We start from the raw sequence: 24,217 nt of genomic DNA on the forward strand, positions 1-24,217 counted from the left end.
TTAGTTGTCCGTACCGAGGAGTAGAATAAGCTTATTCTCAAATTGGTATCTGGCAGCCCCCAGGACAGCAATGACTGAACATAGCGACAGCGACAAACAGGACAAACCCTCCCTGCTGCAAACCATCCAGAGCATTCTGGCCGCCCTGTTCGGGGTCCAGAGTGGCAAGAACCGGGAGCGGGACTTCACCAAGGGTGACGCCGGCAACTACCTGGGCGTTTATGTGGTGCTGGTTATTGCTCTGGTCATCGGCATGATCATCACGGTCAATATGGTGCTGGACGCGGCGGCAAAGTAACTTCACGCTGCATCCCTGTCTATCGTCAATGACAGGGCGCATAAACGTGATCCTCCCGCTTTTCACTACCAGAAAGGGCTGGCAGCCACCCCATTTCAAACATCTGAAAGTTATAGAGATATGCCAAGATATTTCTTTTAACTATAAGGGCGCTTTGCTAGAGTGCCGCACTGCCTGAAGAAGGCACTCCTTTCCTTTTGAATTCTCGAGCATTAAGGACGGTGATACGGTCCCATGTACGTATATCAGGAGCATGATCAGCGATTGCTGGAAGAACGGGTCGCACAGTACCGCGACCAGACCCGTCGTTACCTGGCTGGTGAACTGAGCGAAGACGAGTTCCTCGTCCTGCGCCTCCAGAACGGTCTCTATGTTCAACGTTATGCGCCGATGATGCGCATTGCCGTGCCCTATGGCCTGCTGTCCAGTACACAGCTGCGCCGTCTGGCTCATATCACCCGAACCTATGACAAGGGCTTCTGCCACGTCAGCACCCGCCAGAATATCCAGCTCAACTGGCCGGCACTGGAAGATGTGCCTGACATTCTGGCCGAGCTTGCCGAGGTGCAGATGCATGGCATCCAGACCAGTGGCAACTGCATCCGCAACACCACGACGGATGAGCTCGCTGGCGTCAATCCCGAGGAAATCGAAGACCCGCGCCCCTGGTGCGAGATCATTCGTCAGTGGTCCACCTTCAACCCCGAGTTCGCTTACCTGCCGCGCAAATTCAAAATTGCGGTGAACGCGGTACCCGGCGCCGATCCGGCTATCATCGGTGTCCATGATATTGGCGTTCAGGTGGTGCACAACGATGCCGGTGAAACCGGTTTCGAAGTATGGGCTGGAGGCGGCCTGGGCCGCACCCCCATGACCGGTGCTGTGATTGGCGAATTTGTTCCCTGGCAGCACCTGCTTTCCTACCTGGAAGCTATCCTGCGGGTTTACAACAAGTACGGTAACCGCGACAACAAATACAAGGCCCGGATCAAGATCCTGGTCAAGGCACTGGGCGCGGACAAGTACCGGGAACTGGTTGAGCAGGAGTTTGCTGAGCTCAAGGATGGTCCGATGACCCTCACCGAAGATGAGGTTCAGCGTATCCATCAGTGCTTCACTGGACAGGATTACCGCAGTGACGTGGACAGCAGCGAGCTGGAAGCCCGACTGGCAGATAACAAGGCCTTCAGCCGCTGGTATCACACCAATACCCACGCTCACAAACACGCGGGCTATCGTGCGGTTACCCTGACACTGAAGAAGACTTCACGGGTACCGGGCGACATCACCCATGAGCAGCTTGATGCGGTAGCCGATCTGGCCGACGAGTACAGCTTCGGCGAGGTGCGCAACAGCCACCAGCAGAACATGGTACTGGCGGATGTGGCAGCCAGCGATCTGTTCTCCCTGTGGCAAAAACTGGATGAACAGGGCTTTGCCACCCCGAACCTGGGCCTGCTCACCGATATGGTGTGCTGCCCCGGCGGTGACCTGTGTGCCCTGGCCAATGCCAAGTCCATTCCTATTGCAGAAGCGATCCAGCATCGCTTCTCTGATCTGGACTACCTGCACGATCTTGGCACGCTGGACCTGAATATTTCAGGCTGCATGAATGCTTGTGGTCACCACCACATTGGCCATATCGGCATTCTTGGCGTGGACAAGAAAGGCAAGGAGTTCTACCAGATCACCCTGGGCGGTCGTGGCGACAAGTTTACCCGCGTAGGCGAAAAACTGGGCCCGTCCTTCGAGGCTGATGAAGTCACCGACGTGGTGGAAAAGATCATCAACCTGTACGTGGAAAAACGCCACGAGAACGAACCCTTTATTGATACCTACGAACGCATTGGTATGGACACGTTCAAGGAGCGCATCTATGGCTAAGGTAATCATCGATGGTGCCATCGTGGACAACCAGTGGCAGCGTCTGGAAGCAGAACAGCTGGAAAGTGCCCTCCCGGAAGGCAAGGTCATCGTGCCCCTGGCCTACTGGCAGGAAAACCGTGATGACCTGCTTGCCCGTGGAGATGTGGCCGTATGGCTGGCACCGGGTGAAGAACCGCGGGATCTGGAAGATGATCTGGACAAGCTGGCGCTGATCGCCATCCACTTCCCGGCGTTCAAGGATGGCCGCGGCTATTCCTATGCCCGCGAACTGCGTACCCGGTACCACTTCAAGGGCGAAATCCGCGCGACCGGTGACGTGCTGCGTGACCAGTTGTTCTATCTTCAGCGTTGTGGCTTTAACGCCTTTGAAGTGCGCTCAGACCGCAGCATCGAAGATGCGCTGGCCGGCCTGCGCGACTTCACTGTCACCTATCAGGGCGATGTGGCCGATCCGCGACCGATCTATCGTCGCGCCTGATCAGCTACTTCACTCTGCAAACCGAAAACGCCGCTGTCATAACCAGCGGCGTTTTCGCATCCAGATCACCACGCCAAGCGCAATGACACTCATTCCGGCACAGAACCACCAGAAGGCACGCTCGTTCTCTACCCCCGGCAATCCCCCCACGTTGATGCCGAAAAGCCCGGTGAGAAACCCCAAAGGCAAAAACAGCGCAGAGATAATGGCCAGCAGGTACATGCGGTCGTTGATGGCTTCATTCTGAACGGCGAACACCTCTTCCTGTAACAGGGTGGCATGTTCACGGGCCGCATCCAGATCTTCCACCAGCCGCAACAACCGATCTGTGGCCTCCCGGATCTGAATCACATCCTGCTCGGCAAACAACCGGTCGGACTGCAGCTTCACCAGCGCCTCGCGTTGCGGGGTCAGGTAGCGGCGCAGGGTAATCGCCCGCCGCCGCAACCGCCCGAGCTGAGGCGTCAGCGCGGCGGTAGGCGCGTCTTCCAGTTGCTCGGCACAGGATTCCACTTCGGTCTCCAGGTGCTCGATCACATCTTCCATCCGCCAGGTCAGTTCATCGACCAGCGCGGCCACCAGCGCCGGTGCCGTTGACGGGCCCTCACCGCTCTTAAGCTGGGACTCTTCCGTTTCAACCGAGACAAGGGTTCTTTTCTGGGTGCTGATGACTCCCTGGGGCCCCAACCACAAGCGCAGGGCAATCATGTCTTCCGGGCGGGCACCGGGCTGCAGATTCACACCGCGCAGGTACACCAGCAAGCCACCGGCAATCTCTGTGGCTCGAGGACGGGTTTCCGCCGCAGTGAGCGCATCAATGACGCGCTCCGGCACCTGGTTGTTGTGCATCCACTGAGCAGTCTGTGGATGGGTATAATCCATATGCACCCAGTGGATACGATCCCCATCCAGCCGCTCATCCGCGCCAAAGCCCTCTAAACCACCCTTGCCATCAAGATAACAGGCAATTTTCAACCAGTGTTTGCTATCCATTAACCGTCCCTGTGGCCACCCTGTAATCCCGGAATAGTCGCTCAATTAGACCAACGGAATCCAGACAAAAGATGTATCAGCCGAACATAAAAAGTTCATCGCAGAATTGCGCAAAACAGAGCGGGAAAACAGGGGCATGCCAGCATTGGGCGAAGGTAGTTTTTGATTCTGCTGTGGGAACGTAGCGTAGCGAAGTAATGCACTGAGTGCGGCCCGAAGGGTGCGCGAAGCGAAGAACTTGCTTGCAAACGAAGCCTCACCCTACTCCTACCAGACCGCTTCGCGAGCAAGCTCGCTCCCACAGTGCACTTCAACCGGGTTTGCGTGTTACGTGTTGTGTGAAGCCTGGTCAGCCGCAGAGCGGCTCAAGGCAAGCGAACCACCACACGGCCACGTACCCCGCCTTTGAGAATCTTTGCGACCCAGTCATTGACCTCATCCAGCCCAATCTCTGCCGCCTCCAGTTGCGCCATATCCCGGGGAATCCACTCATCGGCCAACAGCTGCCACATCTGCTGCTTGATCTCCACCGGCAGCTCCACGCTGTCAACGCCCAGCAGGTTCACACTCCGCAAAATGAACGGGAACACTGTCATGTTCAGGTCCGGCGAGCCGGCAAGGCCGCAGGCGGCCACACTGCCGCCGTACTTGACGCTCTTGAGGGCCGTTGTCAGCGCATCGCCCCCCACGCAATCAATCGCCCCCGCCCACTGCTCTTTGAGCATGGGTTTGCCGGCATTTTCCAGGTACTCATCACGGCTGATCACCTGAGCGGCACCCAGCCCCTTGAGCCAATCAACCGCATCGGCCTTTCCCGACACCGCCGCCACATTGAAGCCCAGCTTGGAAAGGATCGCCACGCTGACACTGCCCACACCACCGGTGGCACCGGTCACCAGCACCGGCCCCTGATCCGGGTTTACCCCGGTGTCCAGCAGTGACTCGACACACAGCGCGGCAGTGAGCCCGGCCGTACCCAACACCATGGCATCCCGGGCGGAGAGGCCTTCAGGAAGGGGAACCAGCCACTCCGCAGGCACACGGATATACTCGGCGAAACCACCATCCGTGTTCATGCCCAGATCGTAACCGGTGCAGATCACCGCATCGCCCTGGGAGAACGGGCCATCCCCCGCTTCTTCCACAACTCCCACGGCATCAATGCCGGGAGTATGAGGGAAGTGCCGGGTCACGCCCTTGTTACCGGTGGCTGACAGGGCATCCTTGTAATTAAGAGAAGACCACTGCACACGCACCAGTACACCACCGCTGCCCAGTTCGCTCAGTTCACGCTCTATCAGGTCATTCTGATAGCCGCCGTCCACTTCTCGGGTCTGTAGTGCCTGAAATGTCATGATCATCTCCTGAGCTTGTAGTTCAGTGAATCTGGCGCTGACTACCGCGGTGCCAGATCTTTTCAATGACGCGTTGCAGTGTCGCTTCCATGGAAAAACCAAGGCGTTCACCCAACTTGCGCTTCACTTCCCAGTTCACCTGGTAAAGGGTAACCGTGTCCTTGCGCTGTTGAAGCAGCTCATCACTGGTCATGATCTCATCCACCAGACCCAGCTCTTTTGCCTGACTGCCAAACCAGTGCTCGCCGGTGGCGACCTTGTCCAGATCCAGACTGCGGCGATTCTCACGGACGAAATCCTTGAACAGCTGATGGGTATCTTCCAGCTCTTCCTGGAACTTGGCCTTACCCTTCTCGGTATTCTCACCGAGCATGGTCAGCGTACGCTTGTATTCGCCCGCCGTCATGAGCTCAACATCAATATCATTTTTCTTCAGCAAACGGTGGAAGTTGGGTATCTGCGCAACCACACCGATGGAGCCGATAATGGAGAACGGTGCAGCCACGATACGATCCGCAATACACGCCATCATGTAGCCGCCGCTGGCAGCCACCCGGTCCACAGCCACTGTGAGCTTGATGCCGCTGTTTCTGATGCGGCGCAACTGGGATGCCGCGAGACCATAGCTGTGCACAAGCCCGCCCGGGCTTTCCAGACGAACCAACACCTCATCATCCTTGTTGGCGACTTGCAATACCGCACTGATCTCACGACGGAGGGTTTCCACGTCGCTGGCCTGCACATCACCATCAAAGTCCAGTACAAACAGTCGCGGAGAAAGTTTGTCTTCGGTGCCGGCCTTCTTTTTCTGCCTGGCTTCACGCTTTTCCTGTTTCTGCTTCGCTTTCTGGGCCTTCTTGCGCTGGGCCTCAGGAAGAATCTCCGCTTCCAGGGCGTCTTTCAGATCATCAAACTCATCATTGAGGTGGCGCACCTTCAGCTCGCCGTCCTCGCCGCCCTTGTGGCGACCACGGGAAGCGGAGGCAGCGATGCCGCCGATGATAAACAACAACGCCACTACTAGGGTGGCCACCTTGGCCAGAAACATGCCGTATTCGGAAAGAAACGCAATCACGAGTTACCTGCTTTATTAAATGGGATTGCCTGACTACAGGCGGAATGCGGATGATTCTACCTAAGCGAGGCGACCGGGGATACGTAGGAGCGGGCCAATCGCCGGGATTGGCCCTGGATCAGTTCCAGCCGGAAATGGCCTGCTGGGCACTGCCATTCATGGGGCGGGCGACAAGGCCGGTCTGGCCTGCGGTCACTTCGAACAGGGCACCATCCGCCATGGGCAGATAAGCAGCGCTGCCATAACGGGCATCGATCAACAGACTCCAGCCCTCTTTGGCCATTTTCCACACGTCCAGCCCCACCGGGTCACGATGAAGACTGTAGACAGTGCGATCCTGGGAACGCTCATCCTCCAGCGCGAAGTAGCGGCCTGAAATGCGGTCAAGCTGATAACCGGGCTTGAGACCCAGCATGGCAAAGGGCATCTTCCACTTGATCACCCGGGCATCCAGTTGCCACTGGTCACCCTTGAGCCGGTAATCCTCTGCGACACCGTCGGTACGGGTCACCGTGGCGATGAAAGACTGCTCACCGGATTGGCGGAAGCTGACGGTGGCTACGGGCACTTCCTGTGCGTATTCCCGGTAACCATGAATATTCAGTGCGAAGATACTCAGATAAACCGCCAGGGCGACCAGTAAAAGTCCGCCCGTTCCCTTGAGCCACTGCAGCAACCATTTCTGGCGCAGCAGCACCCAGGCACCGGCAAGGACAAAAAGCAGACTGAAGGCAAACAGTATCAGGGGGGCGAGCGTGTAATTCATGACGGGTCCTTGGACTTCAGGTTGGTAACCCAACTATCGATCAATGTCCTGGCGATACTACCCGGGGGCGGGATGAAAGGCAGTGACTCATAGTGAAACCAGTCAGCCGCCACAATTTCATCATCATCAATGACAATATCCCCGCCGGCGTATTCCGCATGGAAAGCGAGCATCAGCGAGTGCGGGAAAGGCCAGGACTGGCTACCGAGGTAGGACAAACGCCCCACTTCGACTCCCGTCTCTTCCCGCACCTCCCGCACCAGCGCCTGTTCGGCACTCTCCCCGGCTTCCATGAAACCGGCAAGGCAGGAATACATACCATTAGGGAAGCGAGCAGACCGCCCCAGCAGGCAATGATCTCCCCGTGTAACCAGGGTAATGATGCAGGGGGTGATCCGGGGATACTGCGTGTACCCGCACTGCGGGCACTGCATACACAGCTCACGCCCATGGGCCTCAGCGGGCGTGCCGCAGCGGCTACAAAAACGATGGTTATTCTGCCAGCTGAGAAACTGAAGCGCCCGGCTGAACATGGTAAAGCCGGCTTCATTGAGATCGCCTGCCAGCATACGTCTCTGGGGCACCGGCTGGAGGTTGCCATCATCCAGTTCGTGACGGGCCATCTCGCAGACGTAACAAGGCTCACCATTGAGCCAACCGATAAAGTGATAATCAGGGTGCTGTCGCAGCAGAAATGCCGGCAGGGCCGGAATCTGCATATCCATATCGAGCAGAATGCTCTGCTCGTGGATTACGTAGCAGCGGGCATTGTCTGCATCACTGCCTTCCGGACGGGACAGGTCTATCATCATGCAACCTTGTTAACGGGGTACCCCAGAGCTTTCATGCTTTCTTCCGCCACTTCCAGCACCCCATCGCCAATCGGCTTCTGCTCTTCCATGCTTTCCAGATAGTAATCCACACCGGTGAGCGCATCGGCCAGCGTTTCCATGTGTTCCCGGGTCGGGTTGGTAGCGCCTTCGATAAGCTGCTTGACGATGTACTTGTGACAGGATTCGGTGACCCCCTTGGCACGTTCCAAATCCAGGAACATCAGGCCACCGGCAACGGAAGCAAAGGTACCGGGCAAATTGGACAGGTGCATGGCGTCCCAGTTGTTGTCCATGAAGGAGCTGATGGAACGCTTGGCCAGTGCCAGACCAGCACGGCACTCACCCACCACGGTCATGCGGGCTTCATCCAACTGATACAGCGAGATGGACGTATTGCTGTCAGCGCGATGCACATCATCCTCGGGTGCCAGGCTGCGCTCCAGGTTGGCAGCCACGTTTTCCACCGTAAGAAGATCGTCCACCAGGGCGTGAAACGCCTCACTTTCAACGCTTTGATCGGATGTCCACTTAATCACTTCGGCGCCACGGTGCTTGATGGCCGCGGCCTCCTCATCCTTGCCAATCATGGACAGGGTGCTGCCAAGACGCTGCAAGCTCTCGCCCACCTGATGGTAATCCGTGTCTGCCACCCCCTGGGAGGCCATATCCAGACTGTTCTTCAATTCGGTAATTTCATCGCGCATGGCACTGGCCACTGAGCGGATTACGGAGCCACTGGCGCCTGTCATCAGAGAGAGCTCTCGCTGGAGCTCCTCGTCGGTAATACTGCTTTTCAGGGAGAAGGCGCGCTTGATCTCGTCTACCACGCCGAACTGCTGCTGACTCAACGACACCAGATAGAGGCTTTCCTTGAGCATCAACAAGGGGGGCTCTGCACCGAAGGCCTGCTCGCCGCCGTAGACCAGATTCTTCAGCTGACGGTCATACTGGGACAGCAATGCCTTGCGCGCTGGCGTGATCACCATGCCATCAAGGTACATGGCCGTCAGAACGCCCTGCGCCACCCACAGAAAGCGGCTCATGCCACAAGGGCCGGCCGCCTTGTCCAGTCGCGCCAGGGCCCGGGCCATGAGTTTGAGATTGGGCCGGGGATTCTCGTTTCGCAGGATCCCCAGCAAGCCCACCTGATACATATGACGCAGACGACGGGCCAGTGCCGGAAGCTCGGACTGTTTCAATTCGCTGGCCTTGGCCTCAGGGGTGCGGGCTACGGACAGGTCGGCGCTGAAAAAATGGCTCTCCTGGATCAGGGCCTTGCCGTTGGCGCGACGCAGATCGTTGAGACCACCGATCAGCAGTGCCGGCAGGGTCCGATTCTTGAGCTGGACGTAATCAAAATAGCGAGTCAGCAGGACAATGGCGTTACCCAGGGCCTGAATGCGGGCTTCGGAGACCTTTTCCCGCAGCTCACGGGCTGCGAGCCCCATCTCTTCGCTCATCAGCGCAGCGGCAGGGAGTTCGACCACCTGGCAAATGCCACGCAATTGCTGGAAAGACTCGGCGATATAGCCAAGTTCTTCCTGAAGACTGTGATTCTCGGAAAACACTTCCAGGCGATTTTCCGCCTCGGTCAGAGTGCTATCGATCGCTTCCTTGAGAAACGTCAGGGAGGTGGTATTTGTTATGGCAACCATGGACTCTCCGCAAGCACCAAACTGTTATTATCTAGACCCTTTCCCCAGGTGCACAGAGAAACTGTAAAAAATCAGCCTCTCAAGACACACCAAAACACCCCTCAGGGAGCGAATTGAGGCTCCCATGATTGTAAAACAGGGCGCATCAACTTTGGCATGCGATTAAACAATGCGTCAACTTTCTTTTGTAAGCAACTGATTTATTGGATTTTTGCTAACCTGCCCACACTATCACCGGGCAGCTCGCCAACGCCGTATTACACCTGTTCCATGTCCCTCTCAATAAGACCTTGATCTAGGACAATATGTCCCACCTTTGCACTGTACTGGTTCACAGCAACTCCTTATCATTGCGCCGCCTCCTCTCTACACACTCGACGTCAGCAGGTAATGATGATGCCCGCGTCCTTTGGTCGTGCTTTTTTGCAGAATTTCCTGGGTCAGGCCCCTGCCTGGTACAAATACACCATCATGGGCTTTCTGGTGATCAACCCCCTGGTCGCCCTGACCCTGGGCCCCGTGACTGCCGGATGGCTGCTGTTGGCCGAGTTCATTTTCACCCTGGCCATGGCGCTGAAGTGCTACCCCTTGCAGCCTGGCGGCCTGCTGGCAATCGAAGCGGTGATGATCGGCCTGACCTCAGCGGATACCGTACTCCACAAGGTCGAGAGCAACCTTGAGGTAATGCTGCTGCTGATCTTCATGGTCGCCGGCATCTTCTTCCTCAAAGACCTGCTGCTATTCATGTTTACCCGCATCCTGCTGGGGGTAAAATCCAAGGTGCGACTCAGCCTGCTGTTCTGCATGGCCGCAGCCATTCTCTCAGCCTTCCTGGATGCACTAACGGTAACCGCAGTGGTCATCGCGGTTTGCACCGGTTTCTACGGTATCTATCACAAGGTGGCCTCCGGCAAGACCTTCCAGCAAAAGCACGATCATGGCGACGATACCAGCGTGGAAGAGCTGCATCGGGAGGACTTGCGCCGGTTCCGCTCCTTCCTGCGCAGCCTGCTGATGCATGCAGCGGTAGGCACCGCCCTGGGCGGCGTCTGCACCCTGGTGGGTGAGCCGCAGAACCTGTTGATCGCCAACAAGGCTGGCTGGGAGTTCGGCGAATTCTTCCTGCGCATGGCGCCCATTACTTTGCCGGTTCTGGTGATTGGCCTGCTTACCTGCGTCTTTCTTGAGATTAGCGGCAGCTTTGGCTATGGCGAGGACATCCCTGAGAAAGTCCGCGGCATCATGCGCCAATACGCGCTGGAGCAGGATCGCAAGCGCACGCCACAGAATCGCGCCGCACTGGTCATCCAGGCACTCACCGCCGTTTGGCTGGTGGTAGGTCTGGCCACCCATGCCGCCTCAGTAGGCCTGGTGGGCCTGACGGTGATCATCCTGGCCACCTCGTTCACCGGCATCATCGAAGAACACCGACTCGGCGCCGCCTTTGAAGAGGCCCTGCCCTTCACCGCCCTGTTAACCGTTTTTTTCGCGGTGGTAGCAGTGATCGCCGACCAGCAGCTATTCGCCCCTGTGATCGAATACGTGCTGAGCCTGGAAAAATCCGTCCAGGGCCCGGCCTTCTATATGGCCAACGGGATCCTGTCTGCGGTGTCAGACAATGTGTTCGTGGCGACGGTCTATGTGGATGAAGTAGGCCAGGCGCTGATGAAAGGCGAGATCAACCGTGACACCTTTGATCTGCTGGCGGTGGCCATCAACACCGGGACCAACATCCCCTCCGTAGCCACCCCCAATGGTCAGGCGGCCTTCCTGTTCTTGCTTACCTCCGCCCTGGCCCCCCTGGTGCGCCTTTCCTATGGACGCATGGTGGTCATGGCACTGCCCTACACCATCGTCATGTCCATCACCGGCCTGATCATGACGGCCACCGCCCTGGAACCGGCCACCGACTATATGTACGAGAATGGCTGGATTAGCCACCACTCTGCCAGCGAGTATTCAGAGACGCCGGAGCAAGGGCACTAGGGGGAGACGCGGCACGCTTCACGCTCCATGCTGCACGCTCCATAAAAAAGGCCGCACCTGAGGGTGCGGCCGTTTTGTTTATTGGTGGAACTACCCAATGGCGCGATGATGACTGTAGGAGTCCCACTTGAGGGACGAACCGTGCGCAGCGAAGTGAGCAAAGGGCGTTCCTTCCGGGTAATCCATTAACCGTCCTGGTGGTATAGCGAAGACCGTGCAAGCTGCATCTCAGTTCCTCGCTGTCGCTCGGTTCGCGCCTCAAGTGGCGCTCCTACAGTGGCTTCGTAGAAATGCAGAAACCGCTAATTCAGGCCATGCATGTCCCCCGCCTTCACTCGCTTAGCCATGAAAACGCACCAATTCCATCAGCACGGTAGCTTCCCCGTTAGAGTGAGTCGAGGAACGGAGCCCTGTGACGGCGTAGAGCAAAAAACCTGTCTGAGCGGAGCGAGTCTTTTTTGCGTCCGTCACAGGGCGAGTACCGGAGTGTGCCTGCGCAGCAGGCCGAACGGAGTCGGGGTGGCCGGGAGTCCAGAGGGGGAGCCAGTTCCCCCTTTGGGCCCGTCCGGCGAGGACAAGCACGAGCCATAGTGCGATGACATATCAACAGATCCAGGTCACGCAGGTCGGGACCGCAATCACCGCTGGTTCGCACCTCAAGAGGTACTCCTACAGTTGGTACCAAAGGCGTTTCTGGAATCCTTACCTCACTTAGGCTCGGATCGCTTGCAGGCAAGCTCCTACGGGTTCTAACGAATACATGTGCCAGCTGCATCTCAGCTCCTCGCTGTCGCTCGGTTCGTCCCCTGGAAGGGAACTCCTACAGTGGCTTCGAAGGAATCCAGATAGCCGGGAACTTTTCGGCCTTTCCTGTTCCAATCGAGCTTAGCTCGTAGCTAATAGCTCAGTTCAGCTCGCCGCGTTCCATTTTCTCCCACAGGGTCGGCTCGCCGTTGTTGCCACCGATGGCGCTGAGCTTGTCGTTGTGGCGGCTGATTTCGCTTTCTGACGCACGCACGACCTTCAAGCCGGAACGGCCCGCATCCAATCGGCGGATGGCTTCCGCCACCGCGGCACCGCCCTGCTCGGCTCCATCGCTCCCGCCCAGGGACAGGCGGGTCTGGCCACCGGTCATGGCCAGATAGACATCCGCCAGGATCTCCGCATCCAGCAAGGCACCGTGCAGTTCCCGGTGGCCGTTTTCTACATCGTAACGGCGGCACAGGGCATCCAGATTGTTCTTCTGCCCCGGGTGCTTCTGGCGGGCCATGACCAGGGTATCCAGCACCCCGCATCGTTGCTCGATGGTGCCATACCTCCCGCCCAGCATTCTCAATTCGTGGTTCAGGAAGCCCACATCAAAGGGCGCGTTATGGATCACCAGCTCGGCGCCGTCCACAAACGCCAGGAACTCATCCACCACCTTGTCAAACGTGGGCTTGTCCGCCAGGAACTCCTCGGTGATGCCATGCACCGCCAGGGCGCCTTCGTCGATTTCACGCTGGGGGTTGAGATAGATGTGCAGGTTATTCCCGGTAATCTTGCGATTAACCACCTCCACGCAACCAATTTCGATGACGCGGTGGCCATCATTGGGTTCAAGGCCGGTTGTTTCCGTATCCAGTACCACCTGACGCATTAGGCGATCCCTTTCTGTGTATTCATTTCATCAATCCCCTTGTTGGCCAGAGCGTCGGCACGCTCGTTCTCCGGATGACCGCTATGACCCTTGACCCATTGCCACTGGATCTCATGGGGAGCAGTAGCCGCATCCAGTCGTTGCCACAGGTCTACATTTTTCACCGGCTGTTTCGAGGCGGTTTTCCAGCCCCGCTTCTTCCAGTTGGGCATCCACTGGGTCACGCCATCCATGACGTAGCGGGAATCGGTGGTCAAGGTGACATGGCAGGGTTGCCGCAGGGCTTCCAGGCCTGCGATGGCGGCCATCAGCTCCATGCGGTTATTGGTGGTTTCCGCTTCCCCACCGTGCATTTCCTTTTCCTTGTCACCATAGCGCAGAACCACTCCCCAACCTCCCGGACCAGGGTTTCCACGGCAGGCACCGTCGGTAAATATTGCCACTTTCTTTACGTGCTTCAAAAATTCAGGACTCCCGGTTCTGTTGTCCCCAACGCGCCACCGGCACAGGGACCACCGTGTTGGGCGGCGCCTTGCGTTGCCGTGATGGCAGCGGCCTGACCACGCCGGCGCGCTTGCGGGCCACCAGCAGGTAGGTACTGCCATGTCGGGGCCATAGCATGCTGCCAAGCCACTCCAGCAGACGCATGCGCTGCCGGCCGCGCTCACCAAACGGCATAGTATAGAAGCCACTGGCCATGCCATCGACCTCAAATCCCAGAACCTGCAGCCAATCGGTAACACGGTTGGGCCGATAGAAGCGACCCGCCCACCCCGGGCGACCACGCAACCAGAACCAGCGCGCCAGCCCCATCATGCTCAGCGGATGAAACCCCACAACGGCGATCTTGCCTCCGGGGGCAATGGAGCGACAGGCCTCACGCAAGACCTGGTGCGGATCACGGGCAAAATCCAGCACATGATGCAGAAGCACCACATCCACACTGCTTTTCGCCAGTGGCAGACTGTCCAGGCAACTCTGTACCGTCACCCCGGCAAACCCTTCCGGGCCGATGGACATCTTCCAGCGCAGGGGGCAATCTCGCAGCAGATCCTGCTCACGGGAGCTGTAAACCGCCACGGCACGCTGGCCCACCTGCCTGCGCAACCATTCTTCTAGCATGCTACGCTCTGCATTCAGTAATGCCTGACCCGGCTCACTGTCGAGCCAGTTATCGAAGTGCGTCTCCAGATCATGGTTACCGGAACTGAACGATATCCGGTTGAGCGGGGGCAGCTGCATCAGCACAATACCTCATAGTTCAACGGCCTATTCAGGAGCGTAACACGACATGTTACCCAGCCCCATCGCGATTCCCGCATTTACCGACAACTATATCTGGGCCATTTCCCAAAGAGACCAGTGCGTGGTGGTCGACCCCGGCGACGCCGGGCCGGTGGAGCAATTTCTGCAGGATAAAGGCCTCACGTTGGCCGCCATCCTGGTGACACACCACCATCCGGACCATGTAGGAGGCATCGCCACCCTGACGCAGGACCGGGATATTCCGGTTTACGGCCCCGCCAATGAAACCATCCCCTGCATGACACAGCCGCTGGAGGATGCCCAGCAGATCACCCTGCCCGCGCTGGATCTGACCCTGAAGGTCATGGAGGTCCCAGGCCACACCCTCGGCCATATTGCCTATTACGATGACCAGAATGGCTGGCTGTTCTGCGGCGATACCCTGTTTGCCGCTGGCTGTGGCCGACTCTTCGAGGGAACCCCGTCACAAATGTATACCTCCCTGCATCGGCTGGCCGAACTTCCCGGTCAGACCCTGGTCTACTGCACCCATGAATACACCCGCGCCAATCTTGAATTTGCCGTGGCAGTCACCCCCGAGGATCAACGGGTTCAGGCCAGACTGGCGGCAGTAAAAGCGGCCCGGGAGGAAGGCCAGATCACCCTGCCTACCACCCTTGCGGAAGAGTGTCGTACCAATCCGTTCCTGCGGACCGGCGAAGCGGAGGTACAGGCCGCCTGCGAGGCTCGGGAGCCCGGAGCGGGCTCCGATGATGCGCAATGCTTTGCATCCTTGCGTCGCTGGAAAGACAACTTCTAGCTCTTTTGGCTTGCTGGCCGGTCATCCTGATCTCTAAACTAAACGAAAATAATTGCTGTACTCATTGATATGAAAAGACTTTTGACCGTGGCCGTCCTGGTTAGCCTTGGCGTTTTGTCGGGCTGTGCCACCACCCGTTCAGTGGACGAACTCCCTCCCATGCCCGCCGCGGAACCCTCCGTGGATGACGTGGATCTGGCCAACGGCATGGATGAACCCGCGCCAGTGGAACCCACCAGCGTCCCACCGGCCGAGAACGAGGACCTGTGGATCCGCCTGCGTGCCGGCTATGGGCTTGACCTCAGCGTGGAAAACGACCGGATTCGCGTACAACGTGACTGGTATGCCCGTCACCCCAAGTATTTCAAGCGGGTAACCACCCGTTCAGAGCGCTATCTGCACTATATTGTTGAACAGGCAGAAAAACGGGATATGCCGCTTGAGCTGGCGCTTTTGCCCATTGTGGAAAGTGCCTTCGATCCCTTTGCCTACTCCCATGGCCGTGCAGCCGGTCCCTGGCAATTCATCCCCTCCACCGGGGATTATTTCGGAATGCACCGCACCTGGTGGGAAGATCAGCGCCGTGACATCACCAAATCCACCAATGCGGCACTGGATTACCTGCAGAAACTCTCCAACCGTTTTGATGGCGACTGGCTGCTGGCACTGGCCTCCTATAACGCCGGTGGCGGCACCGTATCCCGGGCGATTCGTCGCAACAAGGAAGCGGGCAAACCCACTGATTTCTGGAACCTCAAGCTGCCCCGGGAAACCACTGCCTACGTGCCCAAACTGATCGCCATTGCCCAGATCGTTCAGGAACCGGACAAGTACCAGATCCCGCTGCAACCCATCCGCAATGAGCCCTACTTCACCGAAGTGGACACCGGCGGCCAGATTGATCTGGCCCAGGCCGCAAAACTGGCGGACATTTCCATCGAGGAACTGTATCTGCTGAATCCGTCCTACAACCGTTGGGCCACCTCCCCGGAGGGCCCGCACCGGCTGCTGGTTCCTGCAGACCGTGCCGAGCGCTTCAATAGCGCACTGGCGGCCCTGCCGGCGGATCAACGCATGCAGTGGGCCCGCTATGAAATCCGCCCGGGTGATAATCTGGGTGCCATTGCCCGCCGCTACCGCACCACCCCGGAAGTCCTGCGCAGCATCAACCAACTCAAGGGCAACACCATTATTGCCGGTCGTACCCTGCTGATTCCCGGGCCAGCCTCCGGGAAAGACACCTACACCCTCAGCGCCGATGCCCGCCTGGCCGACAACCAAAACCGCCAACGTGACGGTCGCCAGAAAGTCACCCACAGAGTGCGCTCCGGCGACACCCTGTGGGACATTTCCCGTCAGTACAATGTGGGCGTGAAGGAACTTGCCCGCTGGAACAACATGGCCCCCGGTGACAGTCTGAGCATTGGCCAGTCACTGGCGGTGTGGGCCAAGGGTACTACCAGCACTGCCGTGGCCAGCCGTAGCGATAACAACATGGTCCGTCAGGTCCGCTACTCCGTACGCAACGGAGATTCCTTGTATGCCATTGCAGACCGCTTTAATGTATCGGTGAACGACATCCGTAGCTGGAACAGCAAGGTCGCCAGCAAACGATACCTTCAACCCGGGCAACGGCTGACTCTCTACGTTGATATTCGCCAATCCTACTAAGACGCTGTTCACCCCCCTGCTCTGCCTGTGCCTCAGCCTTTCCGCGCTGGCACAGGCGGAACAGTCCGGCATCACCCGCAGCCACGGCTACCACCCCTTTGGCGACCTTAAATACCCAGCCGACTTCCAGCACTTTGATTACGTCAATCCTGATGCCCCCAAAGGCGGCTCAATCACCCTGTTTGGAAACGGCACGTTCGACAGCCTGAACCCCTATATCCTCAAAGGCATCAGTCCCGCAGACACCCCGGGGATCCAGATGTACGGTGTCACCGAAATCGCTGACAGCCTGATGATGGGCACACAGTCTCACAATCCACTTGGTGATGAGGCCGGCGCCGCCTATGGCCTAATCGCCGACTGGATCGAATACCCCGAAGACCGTAGCTGGTGTATTTTCCATCTGCGCGACCAGGCCCGCTTCCATGATGGAGAGGCCATCCGCGCTGATGACGTGGTTTTTTCCTTCGAGATACTCAACAGCAAGGGACACCCTGAGTACAGCCTGCGCCTATCTGATGTAAAAAGCGTGGAAGCGCTGGATTCGCAGACAGTCAAGTTCAGCTTCACAGAAGGCCGTCGAGATCTACCGCTGGTGGTAGGTGCAATACCGATTTTGCCGAAACACTACTGGCAGACCCACGATTTTGAACGCACCACCCTGGAAGCCCCGGTTTCAAGTGGGCCTTATCGCATCAGCCATATTCAGGGGGGCAAGCAGGTTACCTTTGAGCGGGTAAAAAGCTACTGGGCAAAGGACCTTCCAGTTAACCGTGGCCGGTACAATTTTGACGAAGTTATATTCGAGTTCTACCGGGATGCGGACGTGGGCTTTGAATCCTTTAAGTCCGGCGGTTATGACCTGCATTACACCTACAGCTCCAAACGCTGGGCCACCCAGTTCGATTTCGCTGCCCTGAAGGACGGTCGCGTAATCAAAGCTGAGATACCTCACAAGATTCCCAGGCCCGTACAGGCCTTTTTCCTCAACAGCCGCCGTCCCCCCTTTGATGATCCGAAAGTTCGCCACGCAGTGAGCCTGCTTTTTGATTTTGAATGGTCTAACCGCAACCTGTTCGCCGATGCATATAGCCGCACCATCAGCTGGTTTCCCAATAGCCCATACAGCGCAACAGTCCCTGCCAGAGATGATGAAAAGGCCCTGCTAGAGAAATTTACCTCACAGCTTCCTTCTGACTATTTTTCAGCCAACATTACTCCGCCCGTTAACGATGGTAGCGGCCAGATTCGCAACCGCATGCGCGAGGCTCTGGAACTGCTTAAAGAAAGCGGCTGGACATTAAACGGACAGACCATGGTGAATTCAGAGGGCAAACCACTTCGGTTCACCGTTATTAATGATCATAATCCCGGGATATATCGAATACTTGCCCCATGGTTCAAAAATCTTGAGCGCATTGGGATAAAAACTGATTTTCGCGAATTTACGCCTGCGACTTTTAAAGAATACATCGACAAGTTTGACTACGACGCCGTTATCCATGTGATAACGATGAGAGACTACCCAGGAGCTGAGCTTGAGAATTATTTCAGCTCTCAAGCCGCGAAAAAGCCTGGAAGCCTTAACTTGGCTGGTATCGATGACCCCATTGTCGATTTTCTGGTCAAACAGGCGCTGTCCGCCAAGAATGAGTCCGAATACACACTGGCCCTGCAGGCACTGGATCGTCGCCTGCGCTACCAGCATTACGGGGTACTGAATTATCATATCCGCCACCATAGGGTTGCCTGGTGGAACAAGTTCGCCCGTCCAGCGGAACCAATCCCCTTCGGATTGGGTCTGGACACCTGGTGGATGAAAAAATAACAAGGAGTCGACATGGCCAAACACGGCACCATTCACACCCGAATGCTGCGTGGGCTGATTATGGGTCTGTGCCTTTGCACCGGCCTGGCAAATGCCGGTATCAACAAGAGTCACGCCATTGCCATGCATGGCGAGCCGCTCTACCCCGCCGACTTTAGCCATTTCAGTTATACGAACCCTGATGCTCCCAAAGGAGGCGAACTGAAGCTGCAGGTAGTCGGCAGTTTCGACACGCTTAACCCTTTTGTGCCCAAAGGCCGTCCGGCGGCCGGCATGACCGCCACCGATAATTCCTATCTGTATGACTCACTCACCGTGCGGGGTGAAGACGAGCCCTTTACCCAGTACGGACTGCTGGCCGAAACCATTGAGTGGCCTGACGATCGCAGCTGGGTGCGTTATCACCTGCGTGAAGAGGCCGCCTTTTCAGATGGCGAACCAGTACGTGCGGATGATGTGGCCTGGACCTTCAATACCCTGATCAGCGATGGCCACCCCTTTTACAGTTTCTATTACGCCGAAGTGAAAAAGGTCGAGGTCAACGATCCGCTCACCGTGACCTTTCACTTTGCCGAGGACACCGTCAACAAGGAACTGCCCCTGATCATCGGCCAGCTGCCTGTCCTTCCCAGTCATATCTGGGCGGACAAGGATTTTGCCAAGGCCGGCATGACCCTGCCCGTGGGCTCTGGCCCCTACAGCATCAGCAAAGCCGATCCTGGCAAGAAGATCATTTATCAGCGCCGGAAGGATTACTGGGCCAAAGATCTGCCGGTAATGAAAGGTCGCAGCAACTTCGACACCATCAGTTTCGACTATTTCCTGGATGAAAAAGCCGCCATGATTGCGTTCAAGGGCGGGAATTATGACTGGCGTAACGAAAACAATTCCAAGGAATGGGCCACCGCCTATAACGGCCCGGCCTTCGCATCCGGAAAGCTCAAGAAGGAAGTGGTGGAGCACCATAACCCTGCAGGGGCCCAGGGCTTCATTTTCAACATCCGCAAGTCGCTGTTCCAGGACAGAACCCTGCGCAAGGCCATTGGCTACGCCTTTGATTTTGAATGGTCTAACGCCAATCTGTTTTACGGCCAGTACAAACGCACCCGCAGTTATTTCCAGAATTCCGACATGGCGGCAACCGGCTTGCCCTCTGAGGCAGAACTGGCACTGCTGGCGCCATTTCGCGAGCAACTGCCTGATCAAGTCTTCAAACAGGAGTATCAACCGCCGAAGAGCGATGGCTCCGGGCGTCCACGGGAGAACCTGAGAGCAGCGCAGCAGATGCTCAAACAAGCCGGCTACCAGTTCCGTGATGGCAACCTGTTCACCCCTGACGGCAGCCCGGTGAAGTTCGAAATCACCCTTGCTTCGCCGGCCTTCGAGCGTATCGTCCTGCCCTTCACCCGCAATCTCAAAGCGCTTGGCATCGATGCCAGGGTGGTCACCATTGACTCCGCCCAATACGTGGAACGGCTTCGCAATTTCGAATTCGACATGGTGGTGAACACCATGGGGCAGTCCAGCTCGCCGGGGAATGAGCAGAAAGAGTACTGGAGCTCCGAGGCGGCAGACAGCCCCAATAGCCGCAACCGCATTGGCATCAAGAATCCGGTGGTGGATGCCCTGGTAGACAGGATCATCGCCGCCCCGGACCGTGATTCACTGATCACTGCCTGCAAGGCCCTGGACCGGGTGTTGCAGTGGAACTACTACAGCGTATTGAACTGGTATACCGACACGCACCGTATCGCCTACCAGTCACGCCTCAGACATCCGGAGTTTGGCAAGTATGTCGGGCCGGGCACCTCACTGGATACCTGGTGGGACAGTAGCGCGAAATGAAACTCTACATAGGCAAACGCCTGCTGTTGGTATTGCCGACCCTGCTTGGCATCCTGCTGCTCAACTTTGTAGTCATTCAGGCAGCCCCGGGGGGGCCCGTAGAGAAAACTCTGGCTGAACTGCAGGGCATTGGCACCGACGGCGCAGGCAGCAGCTTTGCCGGTGGCACCGCCGACACCATGAGTGGCGGCAATTACCAGAATGCCAGGGGGCTACCGCCGGAGTTGGTGGAACGCATCGAAAAAATGTACGGCTTCGACAAACCGGCCCATGAGCGCTTCTGGCTGATGCTGAAGAATTACTTCACCGGCAACTTCGGTGAATCCTATTACCGGGACCGCTCCGTCACGGAACTGATCATCGAACGTCTCCCTGTATCCATCTCGCTCGGCTTGTGGAGCACATTGATTGCCTACCTGGTGTCGATTCCTCTCGGCATCCGCAAGGCAGTAAAGGACGGCAGTCGCTTTGATATGTGGAGCAGTACCGCCATCATCGTCGGTTTTGCCATTCCCAGCTTCCTGCTTGGTCTGTTGTTGATCGTGGTCTTTGCCGGTGGTTCGTACTTCGAATGGTTTCCGCTGCGTGGTCTCACCTCGGATAACTTTGATGAATTGAGCATGATGGGCAAGATCGGCGACTACCTGTGGCACATCACCCTGCCCACCATCGCCATCGTGGCCGGCAACTTCGCCGCCCTGACCATGCTCACCAAGAACTCGTTCATGGATGAAATTCGCAAGCAGTATGTACAAACCGCCCGCGCCAAGGGTCTGGAAGAAAAACAGGTGCTGTACGGGCATGTATTCCGCAACGCCATGTTGATCATTATTGCCGGTTTCCCTGCCGCCTTTATCAGCATGTTCTTTACCGGCGTACTGTTGATCGAATTCATCTTCTCTCTGGATGGGCTTGGTCTGCTTGGTTTTGAAGCGGTGATCAGCCGTGATTACCCGGTGGTGTTCGGCACCCTGTTTATCTTTACCCTGCTCAGTCTGGTCATGAAGCTGGTCAGTGATCTGACCTATATGTGGGTGGATCCACGCATTGATTTCGAGCGGAGGGACCACTGATGGGCGCCCTGCTCGGCAGACTGTTCAGCAACAACCCGATCAAGACGAACCCCGTCTGGGCCCGTCAATGGCGCGCCTTCCAGAGCAATCGACGTGGCTACTGGTCCCTGTGGATTTTCCTCGCTCTTTTTGGCCTCACCCTGGGGGCGGAACTGGTAGCCAACGAAAAGCCCCTGCTAGTGCGTTACGAAGGCGATTTCTATGTGCCCGTGTTCAACAGCTATCCGGAAACCACCTTTGGCGGGTTCTTTGAATCCGAAGCCAACTACCGCGATCCGGTCGTCGCAGAGCTGATCAACGACAAGGGCTGGATGATCTGGCCCCCCATCCGGTTCAGCTATAACACCATCAATTACGATCTCGAAGTGCCGGCACCGGCGCCCCCCTCTTCGGAAAACTGGCTGGGTACCGATGATCAGGGCCGCGATATTCTGGCAGGACTGATATACGGTTTCCGCATTTCGGTATTGTTCGGTCTCATGCTCACTGTCTTGTCCAGCGTTGTCGGCATTGTTGTTGGTGCGGTCCAGGGCTACTACGGCGGCAAGCTGGACCTGTTCGGGCAGCGCTTCATCGAGATCTGGTCCAGCATGCCTACCCTGTTCCTGATCATCATTATCTCCAGCTTTGTGGTACCCAGCTTCTGGACACTGCTGGTGATCATGCTGCTGTTTTCGTGGATGACCCTGGTGGACCTGGTGCGCGCCGAGTTCCTGCGCTGTCGCAATATGGACTATGTGCGCTCCGCCAAGGCCATGGGGGTGCGTTCCCCCATGATCATGTTCCGGCACATGCTGCCCAATGCCATGGTGGCCACCCTCACCTTTCTGCCATTTATTCTCAACAGCGCCGTGGTCACGCTCACCTCCCTGGACTTCATCGGATTCGGCCTGCCACCGGATGCGCCGTCCCTGGGCCGCCTTGTGGGACAGGGCAAGGCTAATCTGCATGCCCCCTGGATCGGTATCAGCGTATTCGCCACGCTCACCCTGATGCTGACGCTGCTGGTCTATATCGGCGAAGCCATCCGTGACGCCTTCGACACAAGGAAATTCCTGCAATGAGTCTGCTCAGTGTTCGCGGGCTGACCATTCGTTTTGGTGATCAGACCGCCGTCGACAACATGGATCTGGATCTCGAACCTGGCCGCATGCTTGCCCTGGTGGGCGAGTCCGGGTCCGGCAAGTCCCTGACCGCCCTGTCGTTCCTGGACCTGCTGCCCGATGCGGCCCAATGGTCTGCAGACAGCATGAGTCTGGGCAGCGAGAGCCTGCTCAATCTCGGTGACAAGCAGAAACGCAGCCTGCGTGGCGGTCGCATCGGGATGATTTTCCAGGAGCCGCTCACCGCCCTGAACCCACTGCACAACGTGGAAAAACAGATTTCAGAAGGGCTTTTCCTCCACCAGGGCATGAGCCAGACACAGGCCAGAGAGCGCTGCCAGGAGCTGTTGCGTCAGGTGGAACTCCCCGACAGCACAGAAATGCTGCAACGCTATCCGCATCAACTCAGTGGCGGGCAACGCCAGCGGGTGATGATTGCCATGGCGTTGGCCAACAATCCACAGATCCTGATCGCCGATGAGCCCACCACGGCACTGGATGTCACCGTTCAGGAAACCATCCTCAACCTGATCAAGCGGCTGCAGGAAGAGCTGGGGCTGTCGATTCTGCTGATCAGTCACGATCTGGGTGTGGTGGGCCGCTTTGCCGACGATATTCTGGTGATGCACCGTGGCAGGAAGGTAGAAAGTGGCCCCACCAAAGAGGTAATGGCGAACCCGCGGGATCCCTATACCCGCCATCTGCTCGACGCCGAACCTTCCGGTAGAATGCCGCCGCTGGCCGAAGACAGTCCGGTGCTGCTCGAGGCACGTGACATTGAAGTGGGTTTCAAGACCAAACGCACCAGGCTGTTCCAACCCGCCCCGGTGTTCCGGGCGGTTGACCGGATCAGCCTTGCTCTGCGCAAGGGGGAAACCCTGGGCATCGTGGGCGAATCCGGTTCCGGGAAATCTACCCTGGCACTGGCCATTCTGCGCCTGATTGGCAGCACCGGCAGCATTACCCTGGACGGCGAGGCGCTCCATGAACTCAGTCAGGGCCAGCTGCGCCCCTGGCGGCGCCGCATGCAGGTGGTCTTCCAGGATCCCTTCGGCAGTCTCAATCCGCGCATGACCATCGGCCAGATCATTGCCGAAGGGCTGGCAGTGCACGAGCCCTCCCTGCCCCGTAACCAACGGGAACAACGGGTGGCCGATTTGCTGCAGGAGGTGGACCTTTCTGCAGACGCACGCCACCGCTATCCGCACGAATTTTCCGGCGGGCAGCGACAGCGGATTGCCATTGCCAGGGCGCTGATTCTCAATCCGGATCTGCTGATTCTTGATGAACCGACCTCGGCACTGGATCGCAGTGTGCAGTACCAGATTCTGGAGTTGCTGAAGACACTGCAGCAGCGTCATGGCCTCAGTTACCTGTTCATCAGCCATGACCTCAAGGTGATTCGTGCCATCTGCCACCGGGTCATGGTGATGAAAGACGGTAAAGTGGTGGAGCAAGGCGACGTTCAGCACATCTTTGAGCAGCCCGGCAAAGCCTATACCCGTAAATTGATCGCCGCTGCCATGGCCTGACCACAAGGCCTGGCAGGAAACACACCGTTGCATTTCAATGGGCCCCGGATCACGTCATGGACGGCGAAATTGCCTATACTTGGCCGCAAAAGCCCCTGACCAGCATCACCGGGAAACCAACATACGATTTGAGGG

General features: G+C 57.6%; 20 protein-coding genes. 11 read left to right on the top strand and 9 right to left on the bottom strand.

Annotation, left to right across the window (positions count from 1 at the left end; all coding sequences use genetic code 11):
- Nucleotides 1-70: 70 nt before the first annotated feature.
- The 3 genes from HF945_RS08370 (at nt 71) to HF945_RS08380 (ending at nt 2,663) form a co-directional block, all read left to right on the top strand.
- On the top strand, nt 71-298 hold the full coding sequence (locus HF945_RS08370) for a DUF2970 domain-containing protein (RefSeq protein ID WP_290525278.1): 228 nt from the start codon (nt 71-73) through the stop codon (nt 296-298).
- A gap of 234 nt (nt 299-532) precedes the next feature.
- On the top strand, nt 533-2,182 hold the full coding sequence (locus tag HF945_RS08375) for a nitrite/sulfite reductase (RefSeq protein WP_290525279.1): 1,650 nt from the start codon (nt 533-535) through the stop codon (nt 2,180-2,182).
- Nucleotides 2,175-2,663, top strand: coding sequence for a DUF934 domain-containing protein (locus tag HF945_RS08380; RefSeq protein ID WP_290525280.1), 489 nt, complete (start codon nt 2,175-2,177; stop codon nt 2,661-2,663). The genes HF945_RS08375 and HF945_RS08380 overlap by 8 nt, the downstream gene beginning before the upstream one ends.
- 36 nt (nt 2,664-2,699) lie before the next feature.
- On the opposite strand, the gene HF945_RS08385 is transcribed toward HF945_RS08380, so the two are convergent.
- From HF945_RS08385 to HF945_RS08410, 6 genes are all read right to left on the bottom strand, one after another.
- Nucleotides 2,700-3,656 carry a zinc transporter ZntB gene (locus HF945_RS08385; RefSeq protein WP_290525281.1) on the bottom strand — a complete coding sequence of 319 codons (957 nt, stop codon included), beginning with the start codon at nt 3,654-3,656 and terminating at the stop codon, nt 2,700-2,702.
- 365 nt (nt 3,657-4,021) lie between these two features.
- Nucleotides 4,022-5,011 carry a YhdH/YhfP family quinone oxidoreductase gene (locus HF945_RS08390; RefSeq protein ID WP_290525282.1) on the bottom strand — a complete coding sequence of 330 codons (990 nt, stop codon included), beginning with the start codon at nt 5,009-5,011 and terminating at the stop codon, nt 4,022-4,024.
- Between the two features lie 22 nt (nt 5,012-5,033).
- Complete coding sequence (sohB, locus tag HF945_RS08395) at nt 5,034-6,086, bottom strand: protease SohB (protein WP_290525283.1); 1,053 nt, start codon at nt 6,084-6,086, stop codon at nt 5,034-5,036.
- Nucleotides 6,087-6,204: 118 nt separating this feature from the next.
- The gene (locus HF945_RS08400; RefSeq protein WP_290525284.1) at nt 6,205-6,852 is read right to left on the bottom strand and encodes a hypothetical protein; all 648 of its coding nucleotides are present in this window, start codon (nt 6,850-6,852) and stop codon (nt 6,205-6,207) included.
- Entirely contained in the window at nt 6,849-7,664 is an 816-nt protein-coding gene (gene nudC, locus HF945_RS08405; RefSeq protein ID WP_290525285.1) for an NAD(+) diphosphatase, read from the bottom strand. Before nudC ends, HF945_RS08400 begins: the two co-directional genes overlap by 4 nt.
- Entirely contained in the window at nt 7,661-9,340 is a 1,680-nt protein-coding gene (locus HF945_RS08410; protein ID WP_290525286.1) for a hypothetical protein, read from the bottom strand. Before HF945_RS08410 ends, nudC begins: the two co-directional genes overlap by 4 nt.
- Nucleotides 9,341-9,736: 396 nt before the next feature.
- Between HF945_RS08410 and nhaB the strand changes: the two genes are divergently transcribed.
- A complete protein-coding gene (gene nhaB / locus HF945_RS08415) occupies nt 9,737-11,326 on the top strand; it encodes a sodium/proton antiporter NhaB (protein ID WP_290525402.1) in 1,590 nt (529 codons plus the stop codon).
- 904 nt (nt 11,327-12,230) lie between these two features.
- Here the strand turns inward: nhaB and dnaQ are convergent.
- From dnaQ to HF945_RS08430, 3 genes are read right to left on the bottom strand one after another with little or no spacing between them, the layout of a single operon-like run.
- The gene (gene dnaQ, locus HF945_RS08420; RefSeq protein ID WP_290525287.1) at nt 12,231-12,965 is read right to left on the bottom strand and encodes a DNA polymerase III subunit epsilon; all 735 of its coding nucleotides are present in this window, start codon (nt 12,963-12,965) and stop codon (nt 12,231-12,233) included.
- Nucleotides 12,965-13,426 carry a ribonuclease HI gene (rnhA, locus tag HF945_RS08425; RefSeq protein ID WP_290525288.1) on the bottom strand — a complete coding sequence of 154 codons (462 nt, stop codon included), beginning with the start codon at nt 13,424-13,426 and terminating at the stop codon, nt 12,965-12,967. Before rnhA ends, dnaQ begins: the two co-directional genes overlap by 1 nt.
- Before the next feature lie 4 nt (nt 13,427-13,430).
- Complete coding sequence (locus HF945_RS08430) at nt 13,431-14,207, bottom strand: methyltransferase domain-containing protein (protein WP_290525289.1); 777 nt, start codon at nt 14,205-14,207, stop codon at nt 13,431-13,433.
- 49 nt (nt 14,208-14,256) lie between these two features.
- Here HF945_RS08430 and gloB point away from each other — a divergent pair, with 49 nt between their 5' ends.
- The 7 genes from gloB (at nt 14,257) to HF945_RS08465 (ending at nt 24,082) form a co-directional block, all read left to right on the top strand.
- Nucleotides 14,257-15,030: a hydroxyacylglutathione hydrolase gene (gene gloB, locus HF945_RS08435; RefSeq protein ID WP_290525290.1), complete on the top strand. Its 774-nt coding sequence runs from the start codon at nt 14,257-14,259 to the stop codon at nt 15,028-15,030.
- A gap of 69 nt (nt 15,031-15,099) precedes the next feature.
- Entirely contained in the window at nt 15,100-16,701 is a 1,602-nt protein-coding gene (locus HF945_RS08440; RefSeq protein WP_290525291.1) for a LysM peptidoglycan-binding domain-containing protein, read from the top strand.
- On the top strand, nt 16,679-18,529 hold the full coding sequence (locus tag HF945_RS08445; RefSeq protein WP_290525292.1) for an extracellular solute-binding protein: 1,851 nt from the start codon (nt 16,679-16,681) through the stop codon (nt 18,527-18,529). Before HF945_RS08440 ends, HF945_RS08445 begins: the two co-directional genes overlap by 23 nt.
- 12 nt (nt 18,530-18,541) lie before the next feature.
- Entirely contained in the window at nt 18,542-20,374 is a 1,833-nt protein-coding gene (locus HF945_RS08450; RefSeq protein WP_290525293.1) for an extracellular solute-binding protein, read from the top strand.
- Nucleotides 20,371-21,447 carry a microcin C ABC transporter permease YejB gene (gene yejB / locus HF945_RS08455; protein WP_290525294.1) on the top strand — a complete coding sequence of 359 codons (1,077 nt, stop codon included), beginning with the start codon at nt 20,371-20,373 and terminating at the stop codon, nt 21,445-21,447. Before HF945_RS08450 ends, yejB begins: the two co-directional genes overlap by 4 nt.
- 38 nt (nt 21,448-21,485) lie before the next feature.
- A complete protein-coding gene (locus HF945_RS08460; protein WP_366492905.1) occupies nt 21,486-22,511 on the top strand; it encodes an ABC transporter permease in 1,026 nt (341 codons plus the stop codon).
- Nucleotides 22,508-24,082, top strand: a complete 1,575-nt coding sequence (locus tag HF945_RS08465; protein ID WP_290525296.1) for an ABC transporter ATP-binding protein — start codon at nt 22,508-22,510, stop codon at nt 24,080-24,082. The genes HF945_RS08460 and HF945_RS08465 overlap by 4 nt, the downstream gene beginning before the upstream one ends.
- The last annotated feature ends 135 nt before the right edge of the window (nt 24,083-24,217 follow it).

Source organism: Alcanivorax sp. (assembly GCF_017794965.1).
Lineage (GTDB): Bacteria > Pseudomonadota > Gammaproteobacteria > Pseudomonadales > Alcanivoracaceae > Alcanivorax.